The 19,367-nt window shown below is 60.9% G+C and carries 18 protein-coding genes; 14 read left to right on the top strand and 4 right to left on the bottom strand.

The window, feature by feature from the left end:
• Positions 1-136: 136 nt before the first annotated feature.
• Genes G5380_RS03695 through G5380_RS03705 form a run of 3 tightly spaced genes read right to left on the bottom strand, consistent with a single transcriptional unit; the run spans position 137 to position 2,793 of the window.
• Positions 137-1,234, bottom strand: coding sequence for a DUF2955 domain-containing protein (locus tag G5380_RS03695; protein ID WP_421352386.1), 1,098 nt, complete (start codon positions 1,232-1,234; stop codon positions 137-139).
• Positions 1,224-2,279: an HlyD family secretion protein gene (locus G5380_RS03700; RefSeq protein ID WP_376888632.1), complete on the bottom strand. Its 1,056-nt coding sequence runs from the start codon at positions 2,277-2,279 to the stop codon at positions 1,224-1,226. The genes G5380_RS03695 and G5380_RS03700 overlap by 11 nt, the downstream gene beginning before the upstream one ends.
• Before the next feature lies 1 nt (position 2,280).
• The gene (locus G5380_RS03705; RefSeq protein ID WP_421312437.1) at positions 2,281-2,793 is read right to left on the bottom strand and encodes a MarR family transcriptional regulator; all 513 of its coding nucleotides are present in this window, start codon (positions 2,791-2,793) and stop codon (positions 2,281-2,283) included.
• A 986-nt stretch (positions 2,794-3,779) separates the two neighbouring features.
• Between G5380_RS03705 and G5380_RS03710 the strand changes: the two genes are divergently transcribed.
• From G5380_RS03710 to G5380_RS03725, 4 genes are read left to right on the top strand one after another with little or no spacing between them, the layout of a single operon-like run.
• Positions 3,780-5,096 (top strand): 2-hydroxycarboxylate transporter family protein, encoded by a 1,317-nt coding sequence (locus tag G5380_RS03710; RefSeq protein ID WP_421209573.1) that lies wholly within the window; start codon positions 3,780-3,782, stop codon positions 5,094-5,096.
• 23 nt (positions 5,097-5,119) lie between these two features.
• Complete coding sequence (locus G5380_RS03715; protein WP_421209571.1) at positions 5,120-6,670, top strand: NAD-dependent malic enzyme; 1,551 nt, start codon at positions 5,120-5,122, stop codon at positions 6,668-6,670.
• A gap of 17 nt (positions 6,671-6,687) precedes the next feature.
• Positions 6,688-8,256, top strand: a complete 1,569-nt coding sequence (locus G5380_RS03720; protein WP_069526286.1) for an ATP-binding protein — start codon at positions 6,688-6,690, stop codon at positions 8,254-8,256.
• Positions 8,257-8,259: 3 nt separating this feature from the next.
• The gene (locus G5380_RS03725) at positions 8,260-8,955 is read left to right on the top strand and encodes a response regulator (RefSeq protein WP_075115718.1); all 696 of its coding nucleotides are present in this window, start codon (positions 8,260-8,262) and stop codon (positions 8,953-8,955) included.
• Between the two features lie 76 nt (positions 8,956-9,031).
• Here G5380_RS03725 and G5380_RS03730 read toward each other — a convergent pair whose 3' ends face one another.
• The gene (locus G5380_RS03730) at positions 9,032-9,931 is read right to left on the bottom strand and encodes a DMT family transporter (RefSeq protein WP_421352387.1); all 900 of its coding nucleotides are present in this window, start codon (positions 9,929-9,931) and stop codon (positions 9,032-9,034) included.
• A gap of 233 nt (positions 9,932-10,164) precedes the next feature.
• Between G5380_RS03730 and G5380_RS03735 the strand changes: the two genes are divergently transcribed.
• The 10 genes from G5380_RS03735 to G5380_RS03780 all read left to right on the top strand — a co-directional run bounded on the left by G5380_RS03735 (position 10,165) and on the right by G5380_RS03780 (position 19,364).
• On the top strand, positions 10,165-10,959 hold the full coding sequence (locus G5380_RS03735) for an AraC family transcriptional regulator (RefSeq protein WP_421206202.1): 795 nt from the start codon (positions 10,165-10,167) through the stop codon (positions 10,957-10,959).
• 167 nt (positions 10,960-11,126) lie between these two features.
• Positions 11,127-12,407: a diguanylate cyclase gene (locus G5380_RS03740; RefSeq protein ID WP_421352388.1), complete on the top strand. Its 1,281-nt coding sequence runs from the start codon at positions 11,127-11,129 to the stop codon at positions 12,405-12,407.
• Between the two features lie 35 nt (positions 12,408-12,442).
• Complete coding sequence (locus G5380_RS03745; protein WP_167572379.1) at positions 12,443-12,856, top strand: VOC family protein; 414 nt, start codon at positions 12,443-12,445, stop codon at positions 12,854-12,856.
• Between the two features lie 101 nt (positions 12,857-12,957).
• Entirely contained in the window at positions 12,958-13,647 is a 690-nt protein-coding gene (gene phoB / locus G5380_RS03750) for a phosphate regulon transcriptional regulator PhoB (RefSeq protein ID WP_026457670.1), read from the top strand.
• 8 nt (positions 13,648-13,655) lie between these two features.
• On the top strand, positions 13,656-14,951 hold the full coding sequence (gene phoR, locus G5380_RS03755; RefSeq protein ID WP_421209566.1) for a phosphate regulon sensor histidine kinase PhoR: 1,296 nt from the start codon (positions 13,656-13,658) through the stop codon (positions 14,949-14,951).
• 178 nt (positions 14,952-15,129) lie between these two features.
• Positions 15,130-16,104 carry a PstS family phosphate ABC transporter substrate-binding protein gene (locus tag G5380_RS03760; protein ID WP_216951835.1) on the top strand — a complete coding sequence of 325 codons (975 nt, stop codon included), beginning with the start codon at positions 15,130-15,132 and terminating at the stop codon, positions 16,102-16,104.
• A 181-nt stretch (positions 16,105-16,285) separates the two neighbouring features.
• Positions 16,286-17,092, top strand: coding sequence for a M48 family metallopeptidase (locus G5380_RS03765; protein WP_216951834.1), 807 nt, complete (start codon positions 16,286-16,288; stop codon positions 17,090-17,092).
• Complete coding sequence (locus G5380_RS03770; protein ID WP_005358874.1) at positions 17,080-17,586, top strand: GNAT family N-acetyltransferase; 507 nt, start codon at positions 17,080-17,082, stop codon at positions 17,584-17,586. The genes G5380_RS03765 and G5380_RS03770 overlap by 13 nt, the downstream gene beginning before the upstream one ends.
• A gap of 108 nt (positions 17,587-17,694) precedes the next feature.
• On the top strand, positions 17,695-18,597 hold the full coding sequence (locus G5380_RS03775; RefSeq protein ID WP_421209563.1) for an ROK family protein: 903 nt from the start codon (positions 17,695-17,697) through the stop codon (positions 18,595-18,597).
• A gap of 41 nt (positions 18,598-18,638) precedes the next feature.
• Positions 18,639-19,364, top strand: a complete 726-nt coding sequence (locus G5380_RS03780; RefSeq protein ID WP_421209561.1) for a copper homeostasis protein CutC — start codon at positions 18,639-18,641, stop codon at positions 19,362-19,364.
• Positions 19,365-19,367 lie beyond the last annotated feature (3 nt).

Consider the following 19,367-nt stretch of genomic DNA (forward strand, 5'->3'; position numbering starts at 1 on the left):
GCCGTACTTCTGCGCTGAGCTGTGGCGGCGGGGGGATGACAAGGGAGGAATACGAGGGAGAGAAAAAACGCCCCGGCAGGCGACGGGGCGAAAGAGAGCTCATCCATGGGCTGACAACAGTGCTTACAACAGGAAATCAATAACCGAAGCGGGTCGCCTCGAAGCGGTTGAGCAACCGGTGGACGAGGTAGCAGGCCAGCAGGGTGACCACGATGGCAAACAGTATGCTGCTCACCCGGTAGAGGGCGCTGAACACCAGATCGTTGCCCGGAGTGAGGTACTGGCCAAACAGGATGCCGAGGGTAGTGAGGGCGCCAAAGCCGACCCCGGAGCCACCAGCCTCCTTGACGTGGGCATGGCTGAACAGCATGGCGCCGAGCCACAGCAGTGGAGCGACAAGCAACAGTTGCCCTGACCAGTCATAGAGCAGCAACTGGCCGAGCAGGCCGAAGGTGACCCCCAGCAAGGTACCCATCGCCCGTTTACGGGCATAACTCAGCGCACCGTTCCAGTGCATGGGAAACAGCACCAGCAGGGTCGTAGCTTGGGCAGACATGGAGTCGCGCAGGTCAAATACCTGAAATACCAGAAACGACAGGGTGGCCACAGTGGCCCCCAGCAGAGCTTCATGGCGCATCCGGTGCGGCGCCTTGGGGGCCGAGGCTGGCTTGGGTCTGGCTTCCACATCCGGGATCAGCATGGTCATCAGGTAGGCGATCAGCACCGACAGCACGCTCGCCCAGATATTGTTGAGGATCAGGTCGTTGAGGTCGGTCTGCGGATAGCTGGCAAAGTGCAGCATGATGCTGAGGCTCAGCACCCCGTTGGCCCCGAACAGAAACAGGCTGCCCCGCGACATGGCGGCGAAACGGTAGAGAAACAGCAGAAAGGCGATGGGAGTCATCAGCGCCGGATGGCTGCCAAACAGCCCCCCCAGCAGCCCGACCTCCACCCCACAGACCACCGCCGCCGCGATCAGCTGGCGTGCGGCATGGCCATTCATCACAGGCACCATCCCCAGCAGCAGCACCGGTGTGACCGTATAGAATACCCCGTAATTCCAGCCAAACAGCTTGCAGAGCAAAAAGCCCGTGGTGCAGCCAAAGGCGATGCGCAGGCACTGGCGCAGCTCGTTGCCGGTGAGGGGCCGATACCAGAGGTGAGCGGCAGCACCACCGGCGAGGTGGGCCGAGGCAGGATTGGCCGACAGGTGAGTGGCGTGGTTAGTAGACATAATGGAGCAGGCTGAGCAGGTGGATCTGGCCCCGTGCCAGCATTGCGGTCAGGGCATTGTCCGGCAGCAGTTGCACCGTGGCCCGCGCCCCGGCTGGCAGATGATCGGGGAGCTGGTCCAGCTCGAGGTGCAGCCGCATCCGCTGGGCATCCCGTACCCAGCGATCAGACTCCACCGGTGCGGCCAGTCGACCGTTGGCATCAAACTGACCGGCACTCACTCCTGCATCCAGACTGCTTACCCGGGCAGGATAGAGCTGACCCGGCTCGCCATCGAAGGCCACCAGTGCGCGGGTTTGCTCGCCAACATGGCGCAGGCTCTTCTCCCGAAAATCGGCAATGACGTCCACCTGTTCCGACACCAGTGCCAGCAGCGGGCTGCCGGCGCTGGCGATACTGCCCGGCTTGAGCTGCAGGTTGGTGATGGTGCCATCCTGATCCGCGTGGACCTGGCTGTAAGAGAGGGCCAGCTGCGCTTGCGCCAGCTTGTTGTGGGCCTGGCGCAGCAACAGATTATCCTCACCGGTAACGCCACGACTGGCCTTGATCTGGGCCAGTTTGGCCTGACTGGCGCGCAGGTTGGCCTGGGCGCTGCGCAGGGCGCTGTCAGCTTCATCTTTTTGTTGCAGCGAAACCATGTGACGTTGGTAGAGCGCATCGATGCGCTCAGCCTCGCGCCACTTCTGGCTGGCCAGGGTCTCTTTGGCGTTGATCTCGGCAACGGCGGCGGTCAGGGCGGCATCCAGTTCACTGTTCTGCTGCTCAGCCTGCGCCAGCGCAAGGCGGGCCTGCTCCACTGCCAGTTCAAAAGGGGCCGGATCCAGCCTGAACAGCAGATCCCCTTTCTTGACCTGCTGGTTGTTGTGAACGGCGACCTCGATCACCTTGCCGCTCACCTGGGGGGCCAGCTTGGTGACCACCCGGGTCGCCATCGCCTGAGGGGTGAGGGGCATCAGCAGGTCGGCTATCAGAAAATAGGCAAACAATGTGGCAAAGCCAGCCATGGACCATTTGATCCAGCGGGTAAATTGTTGATCCGGAGTCATCTTATTCTCTCTCTGTGTCGGTCTCGGGAGGGCTTGTATCGCCTCCGGCTTGTCGGTCGTGGTGTTGTTCAATTTTGCTGAGGGCGTTGGCCGAGATCCGCTGCACCGTGGCTTCAAACAGCTGCAGGGTCTGCTCATCGATGCCCCCCAGCAGCTCGCGGCGGATATTCATGATGCGGTCGGCGATCTGATTGAGCAGGGTCTGGCCAGCCGGGGTCACGCAGACGATGCGGGCCCGCTTGTCCTGACTGCAGCAGTGACGCTCAATCAGTCCCTGCTCTTCCAGCTGGCCCAGGGTGCGCATCAGGGAGGGGAGCTCTATCTCGAGGGCTTCGGCCAGGGTCTTCTGGCTGACATGGTTCCCCATGCGGGAGAGTTTCCACAGCGCGGTCCAGCGGGGATGGGTGAGGCCAAGGGGAGCCAGCTCCAGGTCGGCGGCAGTACGCCATAGCCGGTGCATCCGCGCTATCTGCTCGGCGAGCGACAGCTCGCGCAACCTTTCCAGATCCGTCATCTTCTCATCCTCAATGTACTTAGCCTGCTAACTATCATACTTGTTTAGCAGGCTAAGTAAATAGTGTGATGCTGATCATGTTTCTGGTCGAATCTTTCGCTGGTGCGAGTTAGCAGCATTCGAGCCCCTGATATTATTCTCGGGGCTGATCCACTCGAGGCTCCCTTGCCGATTCGGATATTGCGCCGTGAATGGAGGATATCCGGCGATTATTTTCATGAAATTTTCAGCTTCAGCGAGCAGCTCTTTTTTTATCCGCTAATATTGATGGGGTTATAAAACAAGGGGGAAACGGGTTGTGGATGGATATGACAGTGGATGTGTGTATCTGGCAATTGAAACGCTGTTGAGTGATGGGGAATATGGTGCAGAGTCACACCATGGCGTGAATCGGGAAGGCGCTATCAGAAGTACCGATATCAGTCATGATTTTGACCCCGCCAATATTCCGTTGCTGTTGGCAGAATAGACCTGACCGTGTGTGATCCTTGTGAGTTCAAGCCAGTGTTCTGGTATTCGCTGGCTTGACTCATCACTATTTCAGTCTCCCCTTTTTGCATCTTTCTTCTCACCATTTTTCATCGTGAGAGCTTCCTGCACGCCGACTTAAACCCTGATGTGGCATGCCGTGGCACTCGCGTTATGGCGATGACGTTGCCCGCTGATTATCACTCACAGGATCTGTGGCGATAAATGGTCGCAGAGCTTGTCATCTGGCTCTGTTATTTCCCCGAAGGGGGGAGAACATCGCATCGTTATTACTGCTGATCACCCAAATATCCGCCATTGGGCTCGCTCTTTTTATCGCCCAATTTCTTGGTCAAGCAGGGCATCGATGGTCTGGTTTTCTATTGTGCAGCGCACGTTGGCGGCACCATGACGTTTAAGTTTTTAATGTTTTTATATGGCTTTGCAGTCTGGCTAACCGACAGGGGAGAGGGGGATCAATAAAGTAGCGGCCACAATCACACGCAGAGTACATAACAATGAAAAACCTCTCACCCCTACAAACCACACAAGAAAAGGCCGCCTTAATGGGCGGCCAACAAATTGCCGGTATGCCGCTCTTTATATTTCTGGGGCTGGCGACCTGCGTTCTCTTTTCCGGCTGGAACGGCTCGCTGCCGCTGGGCATGGTCGGTGCGCTGGCACTGATGTTTGTGCTGGGCACCCTGCTGACCGAGCTGGGCGAGCGGATCATGCCGATCCGTGAATATCTGGGGGGCGGCACCATCCTCGCCATCTTTGGCGGCGCCGCTCTGTTCGAATACCAGCTGCTGCCGGTGCAGGCGGGGCAGGTCATCACCAACTTCATGAAGGAGGGAGGCTTTCTCAACTTCTTTATCGCCAGTCTGGTGACCGGTTCTGTGTTCGGTATGAGCGGCGCTTTGCTGAAAAATGCCGCCATGCGCTACCTGCCGGTCATTCTCGGCGGCGTCGCACTGGCGCTGCTGAGCGTGGGGCTGGTCGGCTCCCTGATGGGGTATGGCTTCAAGAATGCGGTGCTGCTGATCGGCCTGCCCATCATGGGCGGTGGCATGGGGGCTGGTGCGGTGCCGTTGGTGGAGATCCTCTCCGGCCCGATGCAGATGTCCAGTGCGGATCTCTTGTCGCGCATGGTGCCGGCGGTGGTGATCGCCAATACCCTGGCCATTCTGGTGGGCTCCCTGCTGGCGCGCCTTGGTCGCCGTTACCCCTCCCTGACCGGCAACGGCAAGCTGATGATCAAGGAAAGTAGCCAGAGCATTGCCGATGAGCAGGCCGAAGCGCCGACCCTGCAGAGTCTGGGTATGGGGCTTTTCATCAGCTCCAGCATGTTTGTGCTGGGCTCCCTGCTTGGCAACTTTATCCCGATGCACCCCTTCGCCCTGATGATTTTGGCGGTTGCCTTTATCAAGGTGAGCGGCCTGCTGCCGCGTCGTTATGAGCAGGCTGCGGCCGACTGGTATCAGTTTGTGGTGAGCAACCTGACCCCCTCCCTGCTGGTGGGGATCGGCGTCGCCTATACCAGTATTCCCGAGCTGATCAGTGCCTTCTCCATCAGCTACTTCGTGCTGGTCATGGTCACAGTGATTGGCGGCGCCCTCGGCGCGGCGCTGGTGGGCCGGATGATCGGTTTCTATCCCATCGAGGCGGCCATCACCGGCGGACTCTGCATGGCCAACATGGGCGGCACAGGCGACGTAGCCGTGCTCTCGGCGGCCCAGCGGATGAAGCTGATGCCCTTTGCCCAGATCTCCTCCCGTCTCGGCGGCGCCGTGATGCTGATCCTGGCCACCGCCCTTATCTCCCTGCTCGCCTGATACCGGATTGAGGAACAAACAAAATGAACGACATCATGATGGGCACCAGCCTGCCCTATGCCGAGCGCAAGCGTCAGGGGGTGCGGGGGCGTATGCCCCACAAGGAGGAGTCCCTCTCCCAGCAGCGGCGCCGGATCTACCGGTTGGTCAGCGCCATGCAGAGCCCGTTTGACCAGCATCTGCTGCTGCGCCAACTGCAGGAGGACAACCCGGTGCTCTTCTACGATCTGGTGCGCCACCACCTGCCTGAGTTGCTGCCGATCATCTACACCCCAGTGGTTGGGGAGGCGTGTCAGCGCCACAGCGATCTCTATCTGCGCAGTCACGGTCTCTATCTCTCCTGGCATGACAGGGACGATCTCGACGATATTCTCGAGTCGGTGGAGCAGGAGGTGGACGTGATCGTCATCTCCGATGGCGAGCGGGTGTTGGGGCTTGGCGATCTCGGTATCGGCGGCATGGGGATCTGTATCGGCAAGCTGGCGCTCTACTCCGCTGCTGGCGGCATCAATCCGGCGCGCACCCTGCCGCTCTGTGTCGATGTGGGCACCAACAATCCCGAGCTGCTGGAGGATGACTCCTACCTCGGCTGGCAATCCCCGCGCATCGACGGCGAGAGCTACTACCACTTCATGGACAAGGTGGTGGCCGCCATTCGCAAGCGCTGGCCGCAGGTGGTGCTGCAGTTTGAAGACTTTGCCGGCAAGCATGCCGCCAACCTGCTGACCCGTTATCGGGACGAGCTCTGCATGTTCAACGACGATATTCAGGGCACGGCGGCGGTCGCCTCCGCCTGCGTGCTGGCTGGGTTGCAACAGGCGGGGACCACCCTCAGTGATGCCCCGGTGCTGATCGTCGGGGCGGGCTCTGCCGGTTGCGGCATCGCCGCCATGCTGGCCCAGCTGGCGGGGAGTCACGATGGCATCTGGCTGTTTGATCAGGATGGGGCGGTCTGCTGCGATCGCCCTGCGTTGACCCGTGCCCAGCAGCCATTTGCCCGTGCCGTGGAGGAGGGGAGCAGTTCGCTGCTGGAGACCATCCGTCAGGTGCGCCCGGCGGTGCTGATCGGGGTGAGCGGTCAGGGCGGCCTCTTTACTGGCGAGGTGTTGCAGGCGATGGGGGAGGTGTGCGATCAGCCGGTGATCCTGCCACTCTCCAACCCGACCCGCAGTGCCGAGGCTACCCCCGAGCAGGTGTGGGCCGCCACAGATGGCCGCGCCCTGCTGGCCACCGGCAGCCCCTTTGCGCCGGTAACGGTGGCCGGGGAGCGGCGGGTAGTCTCCCAGTGCAACAACGTCTATGTCTTCCCGGGGATTGGTCTCGGGGCCTGCGCCGTCAAGGCGCGCCGCATCAGCGATGGCATGTTGCTGGCCGCGGTGCGGGCTGTCGGCGCCTATCCGCTGGTGGCGGGCCGGCTGTTGCCCCCCATCGAGCAGGTGGGAGAGGTGGCCCGCGCCGTCGCCAGAGCGGTGGCGCTCTGCGCCCGCGAGGAAGGATTGGCCGATTTTGTCGGCGATCCGGCACCTTTGATTGACCAGACCTGGTGGCATCCGCACTATTGGGCAGCGTCCTGACGTTTTAAGGTATGTGCATGAAACTTCGCCATCAGTTGGTCACCCTCTCTCTTGGGCTCTCCCTGCTGCTGATCCTCATTCTGGGCAGCCTGCTGGCCCTCTTTATCCGCCATCTGCTGGAGAGCAATCTGCAGGATAAGGGGAGCGATCTGGCGCGGGTTATGGCGGCGGACACCCGGGTGGTCGAGGCCCTGCGTCAGGGCAGTGATCCTACCCTGCGCGACTATGTGGAGGCGGTCTGCAACCGCACCGACGCCACCTATATGGTGGTGACCGATGAGCATGGTCGCCGCCTCAGCCACCCCAACCCCGAGCTGGTGGGGCAGAAGTTTCGCGGCGAGGATATCTGGCCCGCGCTGCAGGAGCGGCGCAGCTACTGCTCCAAGGATCGGGGCACCATGGGACCGGCGATCCGCTGCTTTTCCCCGGTGGTTGGCGGAGACGGGCGCGTCATGGGGGCCGTGGTGGTGGGCTACCTGATGCAGCAGGTGGAGGGCATCTATATGGAGCGGGTGGCCCTGCTCATCTGCGCCATCGTTGCTGTGCTGGGGTGCGGCCTGCTGTTGGCACTCTGGGTGCAATACCTGCTGCGCAAGACCCTGCTCGATCTGGAGCCGGAGGCAATCGTGCGCCGTTTCACCCTGCAGGATCTGGTGCTGGAGCACATCACCGAAGGGGTGATTGCCCTCGATGGCCGCGGCAACATCAACATGATCAACAGCACCGCCAGCTATCAGCTGCGGCTGCCGGTCACCGGGCGCCATGCCCTGCAGGGGCAGTCGCTGGCGGAGTTGGTGCCACCCCTTGCCCCCTGTCTGGAGCAGGAGGGGGGGGAAGTGAGCTTCACCATTCAGGGGGAGTCCTTTGTCGGTCGCTGGCAGGCGGTGCAGGGCAAGGCGCCGGGGCGGCTGCTGATCTTCAGTCGTCCGGAGGTGGCCGCTAGTCTGGGGGTGCAGGTGACCCACCTGCGCCAGTACGCCGAGATGCTGCGGATGCAGAGCCACGAGTTCGCCAACAAGCTGAGCAGCCTCTCCGGCCTGTTGCAACTGGGCCATGTGGATCAGGCGGTGGAGCTGATCCAGCAGGAGAATGAGGCGTGCCAGACCATGCTGCAGGAGCTGCTGCGGCTGATCGACAACAAGCCGGTGGCGGGGCTTATTCTCGGCAAGTTCAGCCGGGCTCGCGAGCTGGGGGTGACCCTGGAGCTCGATCCCGATTCGGCGCTGGCGGAGTATCCGGCCTCGGTCTCGGCCGATCTCATCACCCTCATTGGCAACCTGCTGGACAACGGCCTGCAGGCGGCCTGGCGCAACCGCCAGCAGCGGCCGCCCCGGGTGCTGCTCTCTCTGTGCGATGTGGGGCGGCGACTGGTGATCGAGGTGGAGGATAGCGGCGAGGGGGTCGACGAGGAGCTGGCCGATCATCTGTTCGATTACGGAGTGAGTCGCCAGAGCGGCGATCACGGGGTGGGTCTGTTCCTGGTCAAGGAGACCGTGGGTCGGCACGAGGGTGTGATAGAATGGCGGCGAACCGCCGAGCAGACCACCCTGTTTGGTATCTACTTGAATAAAAACCAATTAATGTGAGCCATGGACCCAATAATCACGCTTGTTATTGAAGATGACGATCGGATCGGTGCCATCTTGTCAGAACTGGTGGCGGCGACACCCGGTTTCTCCCTGCTGGGGCGGGCCGGCACCCTGGCCCAGGCCGATGCCATGATGGCCGGTGTGGTGCCCCAACTGCTGCTGGTGGATGTCTCCCTGCCCGATGGCTCCGGCCTTGAGTGGGTGAGCCGCCTGCGCAGTCACAACCGCGAAGCCTATGTCATCATGGTGACTGCCTCGCGGGATGTGGAGACCATCCAGCAGGCCCTCAATCTGGGGGTTCATGACTACGTCATCAAACCATTGCGGCTGTTTCGCATCCAGCAGAGTCTGGACGAGATCCTGCAACTGCACAGCCGTCTGTGCGAGCGGGGTCGGCTGGAGCAGGAAGATCTCGACAAGCTGCTGGGCAAGGGGGGGCGCTCCCAGATTAAGGAGATGCGCGTCACCCCCAAGGGGATCGACAGCATCACCCTGCGTCAGGTGCTGGACCTGCTGGCGGGTGAGCCGGAGAGCGTCTTCTCCACCGACACGGTGGCGCTGCGACTCTCCCTCAGCCGCACCACGGCGCGCCGCTATCTGGAGTATCTGGAGTCGGAAGACCGGGTTGATGTGGATCTCAACTATGGTCAGCGGGGGCGGCCGGAGCGGCGCTACCGCTGGCGCCGGGCGGGTTGAGGTGCTCACTGACGTGCATTGCAGAAACAACAAGGGAGCCCATGGCTCCCTTGTTGTTTCCGGACGATGTTGGTTCTCAGGCGGCTTCCCGTTCTGCTACCGGTGCACGCCCCTTCAGCTGGGAGGCCATCACCCCGCCCAGGATCAGCCCGCCCCCCAGCAGGTGATAGCCGTGGATCGGTTCACCCAGGCTGACGACGGCGATCAGTGCCGTACAGAGCGGCATCAGGTTCATAAAGACCGAGGTGCGCTCTGCCCCCATACAGGCGAGGCCGCGCATCCAGCAGTAAGCCGCCAGCAGGGAGGAGGCGAGCCCGGCGAAGAGCACCAGACCCCACCCTTCGGCCGGCACCGCCATCGAGTCGGCACTGAGAGCGAGCGGCACCAGCAGTAGCACGGCCAGCAGGATCTGCATGTAGAGGTTGAGCCAGGGGCCAAACGGCAGTTGCCAGCGGCGGATCAAGAGGCCGTAAAGGGCGTAGCTGGCGGAGCCGAGCAACATCATGCCATCCCCCGGGTTGATGCCGTTATGGAGCAGGGCGAGCGGTTCGCCCTTGCCAAGCAGCCAGAGCACTCCGAACAGGGAGATACTCATGCCGAGCAGTGCCTGTTTGTCGGGACGCTGGCCGAAGAAGAGCGCCCCTTGCAGCAGGGTGAGCAGTGGAATGAGGGAGCCGATCACCCCCATATTGGTGGCCGAAGTGCTGTGAGCAGCGTAGTAAGCGAGGCACTGGTAGAGCACCATACCGAGCGCCGCCAGCACCAGCAGCTTGCCGAACCAGGGGCGAACCTCGCTACGGCGGCGCCACAGCTGCGGCAGGCAGAAGGGGGTCAGTGCCAGAGCGGCGATCACCCAGCGATAGAAGGAGATAGCCGCGGGGTCGAGCACGCTGGCGGCCGCCTTGGACACCACGGTATTGGTAGCCCAGATCAGCACCGCCATCAGCGGAAAGAGAAGAGGGGAAAAGATTCGCATCAGAGGCTCCTTATTAACAGGGGGCCAAGTCTACCCTTGTCTTTATATTATCAAGTAGCGTAAAACAGACAGATGACCCAGCAGAAAAGACAACTCTTTCTGATGCACCTTTTTCCGGCCCACACGGGCTGCGTTTGCTCGCAACTGATGGCTGCTTTTGACCTGTGCCGGAGACCGAGCCAACAGGGCGTTGCATCACGCCTGCTCCTCTCTCTCGCTGACAAGGGGCGCTGATGGCCACTCACCACTTTCAGCCGGTAGATGTCGTTCTGCCCGCTCCCAATCCGCTCTATTTCAGTTACCAGCAGATGCTGGCCGACAGCGCGACCGTGCTGCACTCCCACCCCTGGGGCCAGCTCAACATGATCAGTCTGGGGATCATGGAGATAGAGCTGGGGGATCAGCGACTGGTGGCCCCTGCCGACTACCTGATCTGGGTGCCGGCGGATCTCGACCACACCTCCTACAACGAGCAAACCCTCGACTACACCTCCATCTACGTCAGCCACGAGCTGGCGGCCAAGCTGCCGCCAGAGCCCAGATTGCTGCTGCTCACCCCGCTGATCCGCGCCCTGCTGAGCGATTTTTGCGAACGGCGGGTGAGCCATATGGCGGATGAGTGGGATCAGCGTCAGGCCGAGTTACTGGTGGAGCGACTGGCGCGCACCCGCTGTCAGGAGAGCTACCTGCCGATGAGTCAGGACAAGCTGCTGGCTCCCATGCTGGCGGCGTTACACAGCGATCCTGCCGATCCCCGAACTCTGGCCCAGTGGGCCGGACAACTGCATACCACAGAGCGCACCCTGGCGCGGCGCTGCCTGCGGGAGCTGGGGATGAGTTTCGGTCAGTGGCGGGCGCGGTTGCGGCTGCTCAAGGCGCTGGCCTGGCTCAAGGGCGACATGCCCATTCAGGAGATCAGCTGGCGGCTCGGTTACGGCTCCACCTCGGCCTTTATCGCCATGTTCAACCGGGAGCTGGGCTGCTCCCCTCAGCGTTATCGCCAGCAATCGGCAGAACGGGGGCTCTAATGGGAAAAAATGGGAGCGATGCAGTGTGAATGCCATGATAAGTAGCCTGTTTCTTGTCGTTACAGGGATTATCATAGAGCCTTGTTATCATGGGCCATCTGGCAGCAACGATCGGTTGTTTGCCCGAGTGAATGGCTGTGCCTTGATATTCAGGGGTTAGGGTAAGCATGATCGCGTCCGGTTCCCGTTTGGCCGAGTCACTATTCTGGTATCTGCTGGCGCTCACCGGTTGTGCCATCCTGCTGTTCGAGTTCGGGCCAGAGCGAGTTCTCGATATCAAGGAGTGGCCGCTCTCCATCACAGTGCAGCAGCCACGGGATGCTGGGCCGGGGGCGGTGCGCTATCAACCCTCGGCGGATGATCATCCCGGAGTGGTCTGTACGTTAACCGCCAATCCGGCCAGCTACCCAAGTTGCGGCCTTATCCTCACCCTGACCCCCCGTGACAAGGGGATTAATCTGACCCGTTTTGGCACACTTCATATCCGTTTGAGCGTAACCGGGGCTGGCGAGCAGGATTGGCGCTTGTATCTGCGCAACTACAATCCGGTCTATGACCGGGTTGATGAGCCTGAGCAATCCAAGTTCAACGAGATCATTTTTCGGCCGGCGGATTACGGCCGGGATCACGAGGTGCCACTGGATGTGTTTACCCCGGCGACCTGGTGGATCACCCGTTACAATGTGCCGTTGCAGCAGCAGGGGGTCAATCTGGATCGGGTTTATGCCATCGAGGTTATGGCTGGTTCAGATATGCCGCCCGGTAAGCATGGCGTGGTGATCGAAGCGCTGCAGTTTCACGGTAGCTGGCTCGATGCCACCCTCTTCTATCGGCTGATCCTGTTTGTCTGGTTTCTTTACGGTTGTACCGTTTTTCTGATCAACCACCTTTTGATGAAGCAGCGCTTGCAGCATGCCCATCAAGCCAAACTGGAGGCCGAGGCGCTCAACCGGACCTTGAGTGAAGAGAATCGCCGCTCCCGCGAGGAGGCCTGTTATGATGCCCTGACCGGCGCCCTCAACCGGCTCGGCGGTGAGCGACTGCTGCTCGAGATAGGTGAGCAGCCCTGCACTCTTGTCTATATCGATGTGGATCACTTCAAACAGATCAACGATAGCCATGGCCATCCGGTGGGAGACGAGGTGCTCAAACTGCTGGTCAGCGAGATCCTGCGCCACTGCGATCCCCTCTGCCATCTGGTGCGCTGGGGGGGAGAGGAGTTTGTGTTGGTCTGCCTTGATTACGATGAGTTGCGGGCGTGTATCCTGGCCGAGCGGCTGCGTACCCTGCTGGAGGCATCTGCCCATTGGCCGCTGGCCTTGCGGGTGACCGCTTCGTTCGGGGTGGCCGAGCGGGGGGGAGAGCCATGGGAATGCGTACTCAAACGTGCCGACGAGGCGCTCTATCAGGCCAAGACGCAGGGACGCAACCGGGTAGTGGCGCATTGAGGGCGGTAGCATGACATGTTAAAGACGAGAGCAAGATGACCAGACAATCTATTGGTGCCCTGACCCTGCTGGTGGCCGACTATGACGAGGCTATCGCCTTTTTCACCGAGGGGCTGGGGTTTGCGCTGCTGGAAGATACCCGGCTCGACGAACCGGGCAAACCGGGCAAACGCTGGGTGCGGGTTGCTCCCGCTGGCAGCTCGGGTTCCTCGTTGCTGCTGGCGCGGGCTGCGACCCCGGAGCAGCTGGCCGCCATTGGCAAACAGGGTGGCGGACGGGTATTTCTGTTCCTCGAGACCGATGACTTCTGGCGGGATTACCGGCGGATGCAGCAGTATGGTGTCCATTTTTGTGAACAGCCTCGACAGGAGTCCTACGGCACCGTGGTAGTGTTCGAGGATATCAGTGGCAACCGCTGGGACCTGCTGCAACGCGCTGCTGCCAACTGAATCTGAAAACGTTTATCATCCCGCCTGTCATAAAGTCATAAAAGTGTCACAGAAAATTCTAATAATTGGCGCACCCATCTTCACAGAGGAGAGAGAAGGGAATGGCTAAGCGAATTCTGGTGGTCGAGGACGAAGCACCGATCCGCGAAATGCTCTGTTTCGTGCTGGAGCAGAAGGGGTATGAGACGATTGAAGCGGAAGATTTCGCCGACGGACTGGCGAAGGTGCGTGAACCCTACCCGGAACTTATCGTGCTGGACTGGATGATGCCAGGCGGCAGTGGCATCCAGTTTATCAAACAGCTCAAGCAGGATGAGGTGACCCGCCAGATCCCGGTGGTGATGCTCACCGCCCGCGGTGAGGAGGAGGACAAGGTGCGTGGTCTGGAGGCCGGTGCCGACGACTATATCACCAAGCCGTTCTCGCCCAAGGAGCTCACCGCTCGCCTCCATGCGGTGATGCGCCGAGTCTCCCCCACCTCGGTAGACGAGGTGATCGAGGTGCAGGGGCTCAAGCTGGACCCCGTCTCCCACCGGGTCAGTGCCGAGGAGAAGGCGCTCGACATGGGGCCGACCGAATTCAAGCTGCTGCATTTCTTCATGACTCACCCCGAGCGGGTCTATAGCCGTGAGCAGTTGCTCAACAATGTCTGGGGTACCAATGTGTACGTCGAGGACAGAACCGTGGATGTGCATATTCGGCGCCTGCGCAAGGCGATTGAAGAGACAGGGCACGACAGATTGATCCAGACGGTGCGTGGAGCCGGATACCGCTTCTCAACCCGTCTCTAGAGGCAGTTATGTTGCAACCTTACGCCTGGCGGCGACAGTTGTGGCGAATGGCGTTTTTCTACGCCCCCTTCGCATTGGTTGGCTGGTTGATTGATCATCTTGCCCTCTGCCTGTTGGTGGCGGCAGTGTTGCATCTGGGCTGGCATTACCGTTTTCAGAAGCGGCTGTCTGATTGGCTGTGGCACGACCGCAGCCTGGTACCACCTAACGGCAGTGGCAGCTGGGAGCACATTTTCAACGGGATCTACAAATTGCAACAGCGTCACCGGGCTCGGCGGCGCGAGCTGGCGGGGCTGATCCGCCGCTTTCGGGAGGGGGCCGAGGCGCTGCCCGATGCGGCCGTGGTGTTTCGCGAAGATGGCAGCATCCTATGGTGCAACCGGCTGGCAGAGCAACTGCTCGGTTTCCGCTGGCCGGAAGATGCAGGTCAGCACATTGGCAACTTGATCCGCCATCCTGCCTTTGCCGCCTATCTGGGGAAGGGGAGCTATGATGAACCACTGGAGATGACTTCTCCGATCAACGAAGAGAAGTTTCTCGAGTTTCGCATTATGCCCTACGCCTCCGATCAGGCGATGCTGGTGGTACGCGATGTCACCCGCCTGCGCAGTCTGGAGAAGACCCGCAAGCACTTTGTCTCAAATGTCTCCCACGAGCTGCGCACTCCGCTCACCGTGCTCAAGGGCTATCTGGAGATGACTGAAAATCCGCCCCCGCCTGCCATGTGGGCCAAGGCGCACCGGGTGATGATGGAGCAGACCATCCGGATGGACAATCTGGTCAACCAGCTGCTCACCCTGTCGCGCATCGAGGCGGCACCGACCGTTGATCTCTCCCATCTGGTGGACATGCCTGCCATGCTCGGACTGCTGGAGCAGGAGGCGCGGGCGCTCTCGGGCGAACGGGCCCACCAGATCGAATTCATGGTGCAGCCAGACCTGTTTGTGCGCGGGGATAAGGAGCAGCTGCGCAGCGCCGTCTCCAATCTGGTCTACAACGCCATCCACTACACACCGGCAGGGCGCAAGATCAGCGTGGAGTGGCGCAAGCAGGGGGCAATGGCGCTGTTTGCCGTGAGGGATGAGGGGGAGGGGATTGCCCCCGAGCATCTGGCGCGGCTGACCGAACGGTTCTATCGGGTCGACAAGGCCCGCTCCCGCCACACCGGTGGCTCCGGACTCGGCCTTGCCATCGTCAAGCATGCCCTCAGTCATCATGACTGTCAGCTCGAGATTGAAAGTCGTGTCGGCCTTGGCAGTCGCTTCAGCTTCATGATACCGGCTCGTATGGTGGTGTTAAAATAGCCTTTTATGACAATGGGTTAGTAAATTCGAGAGGGCCACAATGCGGGCCCTCTCTGCATTTGTGCAACTTTGTTGTCATGTCATTAAAGTGTCACATTTAATCCATAAATTTGTCACTGCCAGGTCAGATACTGGCGCCGTCTTAAGAACGGACCTTCTGTAACTTTGGAGAGATTGGATGAAACTCAACAAACTGGCTGGTGTAATAGGATTTACCGCAGCAACCCTGTTTTCTGCCAGCACCCTGGCCTATGGTGTCGACAAGGATCTGCCGGATTACACTCCGACCAGCGGTATCTCAGGCAACCTGTCCTCTGTCGGCTCTGATACTCTGGCCAACATGATGACCCTGTGGGCAGAAGAATTTAAGCGTGTCTACCCCAACGTCAATGTCCAGATCCAGGCGGCCGGCTCTTCTACCGCACCGACCGCCCTGACCGAAGGGGTTGCCCAGTTTGGTCCCATGAGCCGCGCCATGAAGGCCGGTGAAATCGAAGCGTTCGAGAAGCGTTATGGCTACAAGCCGACCGCTATCCGCGTTGCCGTCGATGCCCTGGCGGTATTCGTCAACAAGGACAACCCCATCAAGGGGCTGACCATGCAGCAGGTTGATGCCGTTTTCTCCAGCACACTCAAGTGCGGCGAAGCCAAGGCGGCTACCAAGTGGTCTGATCTGGGTCTGGATGGCAGCTGGTCCGGCAAGGATCTGCAACTGTTCGGTCGCAACTCGGTATCCGGCACCTACGGTTACTTCAAGGAGCATGCGCTCTGTAATGGTGACTTCAAGAGCGGTGTGAACGAGCAGCCGGGTTCCGCCTCCGTGGTGCAGTCTGTTTCCGCTTCCCTCAACAGTATCGGTTACTCCGGTATTGGTTACGTTACCTCCGGCGTTCGTGCCATTCCGCTCTCCAAGGATGGCAAGACCTTTGTCGATGCTACTGCCGATAATGCCATCACCGGCAAATATCCGCTGTCACGCTTCCTGTACGTTTACGTGAACAAGCATCCGAACAAGCCGCTCTCTCCGATGGAGCAGGAGTTCGTCAAGATGATGCTCTCCAAGGCGGGCCAGAACATCGTTGCCAAAGATGGCTACGTACCGGTACCGGCCAAGGTGGTGCAGGCGGATCTGAAAAAGCTGGGCATCATGTAACCGCTTGCTGCCAGCATCTACTGATAAAACGAGCCCCAATCGGGCTCGTTTTGTTTTTGGTGACTGTCAGTTCTGTTAATAGCGCTGGATGGATGTTTTTCCGCCAGCCGGGGGCAGGTTCCCTTGCGTAGCAGGGCTGCATTTCCGAGAATAGGGCAACGTTATGGCAAAGGATCCCTTCATGATTGCGTCCCTCTCCAAGTTTGGCCTGGTAGCCCTCTGTAGTTCCCTGCTGGTCGCCTGCGCCCAGTCGCCGACTGGCCGCAGCCAGATGCTGCTCTACTCCCCCCAGCAGATGAACCAGCTTGGTGCCGACTCCTTCGAGCATATGAAAAAGCAGGAGAAGGTGAGCAAGGATGCCAAACTCAACGCCTATGTCTCCTGTGTCGCCAAGGCGGTGACCGCCCAGGTGCCGGCCAGCTATGGCATCACCAATTGGGAAGTGGTGGTGTTTGACTCCAAGCAGGTCAACGCCTTCGCCCTGCCCGGCGGCAAGATCGGGGTCTACAGCGGCCTGCTCAAGGTGGCCAAGAATCAGGATCAGCTGGCGACCGTCATCGGTCACGAGTTGACTCACGTGCTGGCCCAGCACTCCAACGAGCGACTCTCACGCAGCCAGTTGGCGGGGATCGGTCTGGCGGCTGCGGACATTGCCATGGGCACCAGCGAGTATCGCGGCGCCACCATGGCCGCCCTTGGCCTCGGGGTTGAGGTGGGGGTGATGTTGCCCTATGGCCGTACTCAGGAGAGCGAAGCGGATCGGCTCGGGCTTGAGCTGATGGCGCGCGCCGGATTCAATCCGGCCGAGGCGATCCCCCTGTGGCAAAACATGAGTGCCGCTGCCGGTGGCAACACCCCGCCGCAACTGCTCTCCACCCACCCGAGCAACGAGAACCGGATCGCCGAGTTGCAGGCGCAACAGGCGCAAGTGCTGCCGCTCTATGAGCAGGCCCGCGCCAATGGTCTGGTGCCCCAATGCAAGGCATAAGCCTGCGCATGGCGCGCAGCGATGATGCCGCCGCCATGACGGTGATGCAGCGAGCCAGCTGGCTCGCTGCCTATGGCCAGGTGCTCGGTGCTGACCTGCTGGAGCAGCTGGACGTTACCGCTCATCTACAGATTTGGCAGAGCCGTCTGGCCGAGCCGGGCCCAAGGCCCATGCTGCTTTGTCTCGATGAGGTAGTGATTGGCCTGCTCTATTGGCAACCACAGCAGGAAGCGGGGCAGAGCAGCGCCCTGATCCGCGCATTTTACCTCCATCCCGACCACTGGCGACAAGGCTATGGCAAACGGCTGTGGCAGGCGGTGGCGATGCAGATGCGCCGCGCCGGTTGCCATAGCGTCAAATTGTGGCTGCTCGATGGCAACCACATCGGCGAGGGGTTCTACCTGCGCCGCGGCTTCGTCTTTGATGGCGCAGAGCGCACCCTGATAAGCCTCGGGCAGCCCTGCCTGCAGCGACAAATGAGCCGTTTGCTCTGATCACTCTCCCGTTTTTCGTCCCCGGTCACTTTATTTTTTTTGCGAATTAATACAATGTCCCCCTTGAAACAGAGTTGGATAAACACGGGCTGACAAGGGAGTGCTGGCATGTATTACGGCTTTGATATCGGTGGCACCAAGATCGCCTTCGCGGTCTATGACGGTGCATTGAACCTCTGCCACGAGGAGCGCATGAGTACCCCGGGCAACGATTACGAGGGGTTGCAGCAGCTGATCCGCTCCCGGGTCGAGCAGGCAGATGCCCGCTTCGGCGCTCGGGGCTCGGTCGGTATCGGTTTCCCCGGTGTCATCAACAGCCAGGATCACAGCATAGTGGCGGCCAATCTGCCCTCCATCAATGGTCGCCATCTGGGCGCCGATCTGGCCGAGCTGCTGGAGCGGCCGGTCAAGGTGGATAACGACGCCAACTGCTTCCTCTGGTCCGAAGTGCATCAGGGTGCCGCCGACGGCGCAGGCAGTGCGCTTGGTGTCACCATCGGCACCGGCATCGGCGGCGCCGTCTATCTGGCGGGCAAGCTTATTCAGGGGCGCAACTGGCTGGCTGGCGAGATTGGTCACTACCCCTTGCCCGCGACCATGCTGATGAAGTACCCCGAGTTGCCCCGTCCCCGTTGCGGCTGCGGCCGTTTGGTCTGTTTTGAAACCTATGCCTCCGGCACCGGTCTGGAGCGTCTCTATCACCATTTCCATGGCCAGCGCGCCACGGGTCACCAGATTGTGGGACGCTTCGAGGCCCATGAACCCCATGCGGTCGAGACGGTCGACTGCTGGCTGGAGATCATGGCCGCCGGGCTTGCCACCGCCATTTCGGTGATTGATCCCGAGGCGGTGGTGTTGGGGGGCGGCCTGAGCGGCCTGCCCGCCCTCTATGAACAGCTGCCGCTGCGTCTGCCCGGTCACTTGCTGCCCGGGGTCGCCCTGCCCGAGATCCGCCAGGCCCGCTTCGGTGGTGCCGGTGGTGTGCGCGGCGCAGCCTTGCTCAATCTATGAGATCAGATGTGGGGTCTGATCTCCCCGAAAAAGGAGTCCTCATGACCCGTCTTGAAATCTGTATCGACAACCTGGAATCCCTCTTCACCGCCCAGCAATCCGGGGCGGATCGCATCGAGCTCTGCTCTGCGCTGGGTCTCGGTGGTCTGACCCCCTCCTACGGTTTTATGCAGCAGGCGGCCCGCCATGCCACCGTGCCGGTTTATGCCATGATCCGCCCGCGCGCCGGGGATTTTTGCTTTAACGACGGTGAGTTCGAGATGATGCTGCAAGATATCGCGGCGGCAAGCGCTGCGGGGCTGCAAGGGGTGGTGGTCGGTCTGCTGGATGAGGAGGGGCGGGTGCCTGCCGCCAAGCTCAAACAGCTGGTGGATGCAGCAGGATCGTTGGGGGTCACCTTCCATCGCGCCATCGACCTCTCCTCCGACTGGCGTCTGGATCTGGAGACCATAGTCGCGGCCGGCTGCGAGCGTATTCTGAGCTCGGGCCACGCCGCAACCGCGCTGGCTGGGCTCGAGACCCTGCAGGAGATGCAGCAGGCGCTGGCGGGACGTGCCAGCCTGATGCCGGGCGCCGGGGTCAATGCCGACAACGTGCGTACCATCATCGAGTTCACCGGGGTGAGCGAAGTGCATATGTCCGGCATGGGCTGGCGCGGTGGCATGGTGCCGCACGGAGTGAATATGGGCACTTCGGATGATGGTCGGGTCAATATCACCGATGGCGCCAAGGTGGCTGCGGTCAGAGCCTTGCTGGATCGCGGTTAAGCA

Source organism: Aeromonas sp. 604443, assembly GCF_049170315.1.
GTDB classification, from domain to species: Bacteria; Pseudomonadota; Gammaproteobacteria; order Enterobacterales; family Aeromonadaceae; genus Aeromonas; species Aeromonas veronii_A.

Excerpts from the sequence above, each read along its gene's own strand:
- G5380_RS03700 (WP_376888632.1), bottom strand. The coding sequence starts at position 2,279 with ATGACTCCGGATCAACAATTTACCCGCTGGATCAAATGGTCCATGGCT.
- G5380_RS03725 (WP_075115718.1), top strand. The coding sequence starts at position 8,260 with ATGGACCCAATAATCACGCTTGTTATTGAAGATGACGATCGGATCGGT.
- G5380_RS03745 (WP_167572379.1), top strand. The coding sequence starts at position 12,443 with ATGACCAGACAATCTATTGGTGCCCTGACCCTGCTGGTGGCCGACTAT.
- G5380_RS03735 (WP_421206202.1), top strand. The coding sequence starts at position 10,165 with ATGGCCACTCACCACTTTCAGCCGGTAGATGTCGTTCTGCCCGCTCCC.
- G5380_RS03695 (WP_421352386.1), bottom strand. The coding sequence starts at position 1,234 with ATGTCTACTAACCACGCCACTCACCTGTCGGCCAATCCTGCCTCGGCC.
- G5380_RS03710 (WP_421209573.1), top strand. The coding sequence starts at position 3,780 with ATGAAAAACCTCTCACCCCTACAAACCACACAAGAAAAGGCCGCCTTA.
- G5380_RS03730 (WP_421352387.1), bottom strand. The coding sequence starts at position 9,931 with ATGCGAATCTTTTCCCCTCTTCTCTTTCCGCTGATGGCGGTGCTGATC.
- G5380_RS03770 (WP_005358874.1), top strand. The coding sequence starts at position 17,080 with ATGCAAGGCATAAGCCTGCGCATGGCGCGCAGCGATGATGCCGCCGCC.
- G5380_RS03765 (WP_216951834.1), top strand. The coding sequence starts at position 16,286 with ATGATTGCGTCCCTCTCCAAGTTTGGCCTGGTAGCCCTCTGTAGTTCC.
- G5380_RS03775 (WP_421209563.1), top strand. The coding sequence starts at position 17,695 with ATGTATTACGGCTTTGATATCGGTGGCACCAAGATCGCCTTCGCGGTC.
- G5380_RS03705 (WP_421312437.1), bottom strand. The coding sequence starts at position 2,793 with ATGACGGATCTGGAAAGGTTGCGCGAGCTGTCGCTCGCCGAGCAGATA.
- G5380_RS03780 (WP_421209561.1), top strand. The coding sequence starts at position 18,639 with ATGACCCGTCTTGAAATCTGTATCGACAACCTGGAATCCCTCTTCACC.
- G5380_RS03740 (WP_421352388.1), top strand. The coding sequence starts at position 11,127 with ATGATCGCGTCCGGTTCCCGTTTGGCCGAGTCACTATTCTGGTATCTG.
- phoB (WP_026457670.1), top strand. The coding sequence starts at position 12,958 with ATGGCTAAGCGAATTCTGGTGGTCGAGGACGAAGCACCGATCCGCGAA.
- G5380_RS03715 (WP_421209571.1), top strand. The coding sequence starts at position 5,120 with ATGAACGACATCATGATGGGCACCAGCCTGCCCTATGCCGAGCGCAAG.
- phoR (WP_421209566.1), top strand. The coding sequence starts at position 13,656 with ATGTTGCAACCTTACGCCTGGCGGCGACAGTTGTGGCGAATGGCGTTT.
- G5380_RS03760 (WP_216951835.1), top strand. The coding sequence starts at position 15,130 with ATGAAACTCAACAAACTGGCTGGTGTAATAGGATTTACCGCAGCAACC.
- G5380_RS03720 (WP_069526286.1), top strand. The coding sequence starts at position 6,688 with ATGAAACTTCGCCATCAGTTGGTCACCCTCTCTCTTGGGCTCTCCCTG.